This window comes from Micromonospora foliorum, assembly GCF_022229015.1.
Taxonomy (GTDB): Bacteria; Actinomycetota; Actinomycetes; order Mycobacteriales; family Micromonosporaceae; genus Micromonospora; species Micromonospora foliorum.
Genome location: NZ_JAKKFF010000485.1, coordinates 1 through 3191, shown reverse-complemented (window position 1 = coordinate 3191; position 3191 = coordinate 1). Strand labels below are relative to the sequence as shown.

The window sequence follows — 3191 nt, the reverse complement described above, 5'->3', positions numbered from 1 at the left end:
AGATAATGACACGGGAGTGGCGTCCAGCCGAGTGCTCGGCCGATCTCGGCGGCCGGCCCGACCGGCGCGGCTGCGAGCGGGTCCGGCACCCCCGGGGGTACGCCGTGACCACCGCACCCCGGGCGTTGATCGTCCTGCTCGACGGCGTCGAGCTGGTCGGCGCGGCCCGGCAGCGGGTCCGCTCGCTGCGGGTGGCGGCCCGGCTCGACCAGCCCACTCAGGCCGAGCTGGTGTTGGCCACCACCGCCGGGACCGGCGCGTTCGACCCGGCGGTACGCCCCGGCACGACCCTCGACGTACGGCTCACCGACCACGCGGACGCCCTCTTCACCGGGGAGGTCACCTGCGTGGAGGTGGAGTACGCCGCCGACGGGGCGGCGGTGCTGCGGCTGCGGGCGTACGACCCGCTGCATCGGCTGCGCAAGCGGCAGGGGTTGCGGGTCTTCACCTCGGTGACCGCCGCCGAGCTGGCCCGGGAGTTGTGCGGCGCGGTGGGGTTGGCGGTGACGGCGGAGGTGGACGGCCCTCGGGTGGAGCGGCTGCTCCAGCACCGGCACAGCGATCTGGAGCTGCTGCGGGAGGTTGCCGGCCGGGCCGGGCTGCACCTGGCCGCCGACGGCGACGGCGTCCGGCTGGTCACGCTCGCCGGCTACGGGGAGCCGATCGCGTTGACGCTCGGCGCGGGTGTGCACACCCTGCGGCTGTCCACCAACACCGACCAGGCCAGCGGTGCCAGCGCGGCTCTGGGCTGGCACCCGCAGCGGGCCGAGGTGATCAGTCAGCAGGTCGACGAGGCGCGCTGCGGCCGGCCCGCCGACGACCGTCCGGACCCGGCCGACGTGGGCGCCGACGGCGTTCGCACCGCCGTGGACCAGCCCGGCCGCAGTGACGACGAGTTGGCGGCGCTGGCCCAGGCCCGAATGGACACCCGGGCGGCGACGCTGGTCACGGCCGAGGGGGTGGCCGAAGGCGATCCGGCGTTACGGCCGGGCCGACGGATCGCCCTGGACGGGGTGCCCGACCCGGTCGCCGGGGCGTACGTGCTGACCGAGGTGGTGCACACGGTGGACGGCAACGGGCACCTGACCCGCTTCTCCACCGTGCCACCGGCCACCCCGACCACCCCGACCGGCGGCGCGGTGGTCACCCTCGGCTCCGTCACCGACGTCGGCGACCCGGACGGGCTGGGACGGGTGCGGTTGACCCTGCCGGCGTACGGGGACCTGGACGCCGGCTGGCTCGCCGTGCTCTGCCCCGGGGCCGGGCCGGGCAAGGGTCTGGTGGCGCTCCCCGATCCGGGTGACACCGTGCTGGTGGTGCTGCCCGGCGGCGAGCCGGCCTCGGGCATCGTGCTGGGTTCGCTGTTCGGCGCCGTCGAGCCGTACGACGCGGGCATCGACGACGGAAAGGCCCGCCGCTGGACGATGCGCACCGCCGGCGGGCAGTCGATCGTCGTCGACGACGTGCGGCGCAGCCTGCGGCTGGGCACCGAGGGCGGCAGCTTCCTGGAGTTGACCCCCGACCTGGCCACCCTGCACGCCGCGTCCGACCTGGTGATCTCCGCACCCGGCCGGGCCATGGTGGTGCGCGCCCGCAGCGTGGACTTCCTGCACGCCGACTCGACCGAGGACCCGACCACCGCGGCGGAGCAGGCCCGTTCGCTCGCCCGCGCCCACCACCAAGGAGGCGGCTGATGCGCTGGATCCACCGTGACTCCGTGATCACCTGCGATCACGACGGCCGGGTCGAGAACCGACCCTCGCGGCAGTGGGTGACCGTCACCGGGGTGCCCGTGCTCGTCGACGACGACCCGGAGGGACGCACGATCATCGCTTGCCCGAACTACGGCCCGACCATCAAACCCTGCACACAGACGCTCACCGTCCGGGTCGGCTACAGCGACTGGGTCCGCGTCGACGGGCACCGGGTGGTGCTGTCGCACCTGGAGGGGTTCACCAACGGCACACCGCCGGGGCTGGTCAAGCACACGGTGCGCGACCCCCGCCAGCAGTTCCTGGGGGCGGACCGATGAGGGCCTTCCGCTTCGTCGGCGCCGGCTTCGACGCCGGCCGTACCGGCGGGTTGGCGCTGACCGCGGCCGGTGGGCTGGCGATGACCGAGGGCGACGAGAGCGTACGGCAGGCGCTGTTCCTGCTCCTGTCGACCACGCCGGGCGAGCGGCTGATGCGACCCGGGTACGGCTCCCGACTGCACCGGTTGGTCTTCGCGCCCAACGACGACACCACTGCCGGGCTGGCCATCCACTACGTCCGGCAGGCCATCGCCCGGTGGGAGCCCCGGGTCGAGGTGATCGACGTGGACGCCGGGCCGGACCCGGACGACGCGTGGCGGTTGGTGATCCGGTTGGACTACCGGGTGCGGGCCAGCCTGACACCCGGGCAACTGGTCTTCTCCGTGGACCTGCTCCCGGTCGACGAGCCCGCCCAGGGAGGCCCCTCATGACGCTGCCCGTGCCGCACCTGGACGACCGCGGCTTCCTCGACCTGGTCACCGAGGCCCGGGAACGGATCCGGCAGTCCTGCCCGGCGTGGACCGACCTGTCGGCGCACGACCCCGGCATGGCGCTGGTGGAGACGTTCGCGCACCTCACCGAGGTGATGATCTACCGGTTGAACCAGTTGCCGGACAAGGCGTACGTCTCGTTCCTGAACCTGCTCGGGGTGACCCGGCACGCGCCGACCGCGGCCTGGGCGGACGTCCGGTTCACCCGTACCGGCACCGACCGCGGCGCGGTCCGGATCCCGGCCGGGCTGCGGGTCGCGGCGGCCCGGGGCGCGGACCCCCGGCCGGTCGTGTTCGTCACCACCGAGCCGACGCTGCTGCCCGCCGACGAGACGTCGGTGACGGTACGGATGCACCACTGCGAACCGGTCGAGGCGGAGCTGCTCGGGGTGGGCACCGGCCAGCCGGGGCAGGTGCTGCGCGCGGCCCACGCGCCGCTGACGCACACCGCCGAGGCGCTGGACCTGCTGCTCGGGGTGGAGGTGCCGGCCGGCACAGTCGAGTTGGGCGCGGCGGCCCGTGAGCACGACGGTCGCACGTTCGAGATCTGGCAGCCGGTGGACAGCTTCGCCGGGCTCGGCCCGCAGGCCAAGGCGTACCTGGTCGACCGCTGCTCGGGCACTGTCACCTTCGCCCCGGCCCTCGACCTGCGGGCCGAGCCCGGCGAA

At 74.4% G+C, this 3191-nt stretch carries 3 protein-coding genes and 1 pseudogene; all 4 read left to right on the top strand.

Going from position 1 to position 3191, the window contains the following annotated elements; translation table 11 throughout:
• Nucleotides 1-5 precede the first annotated feature (5 nt).
• Nucleotides 6-1694, top strand: coding sequence for a contractile injection system protein, VgrG/Pvc8 family (locus tag PSH25_RS28585; RefSeq protein WP_238661989.1), 1689 nt, complete (start codon nt 6-8; stop codon nt 1692-1694).
• The gene (locus tag PSH25_RS28580; protein ID WP_238661988.1) at nt 1694-2032 is read left to right on the top strand and encodes a hypothetical protein; all 339 of its coding nucleotides are present in this window, start codon (nt 1694-1696) and stop codon (nt 2030-2032) included. Before PSH25_RS28585 ends, PSH25_RS28580 begins: the two co-directional genes overlap by 1 nt.
• Nucleotides 2029-2463, top strand: a complete 435-nt coding sequence (locus PSH25_RS28575) for a GPW/gp25 family protein (protein WP_238661987.1) — start codon at nt 2029-2031, stop codon at nt 2461-2463. Before PSH25_RS28580 ends, PSH25_RS28575 begins: the two co-directional genes overlap by 4 nt.
• Nucleotides 2460-3191: pseudogene (locus PSH25_RS28570) on the top strand (putative baseplate assembly protein); the annotation flags it as partial. The gene PSH25_RS28575 and the pseudogene PSH25_RS28570, both read left to right, overlap by 4 nt.

What these genes read in the sequence shown, in the direction of transcription:
- PSH25_RS28580 (WP_238661988.1), top strand. Translation starts at nt 1,694, where the DNA reads ATGCGCTGGATCCACCGTGACTCCGTGATCACCTGCGATCACGACGGC.
- PSH25_RS28575 (WP_238661987.1), top strand. Translation starts at nt 2,029, where the DNA reads ATGAGGGCCTTCCGCTTCGTCGGCGCCGGCTTCGACGCCGGCCGTACC.
- PSH25_RS28585 (WP_238661989.1), top strand. Translation starts at nt 6, where the DNA reads ATGACACGGGAGTGGCGTCCAGCCGAGTGCTCGGCCGATCTCGGCGGC.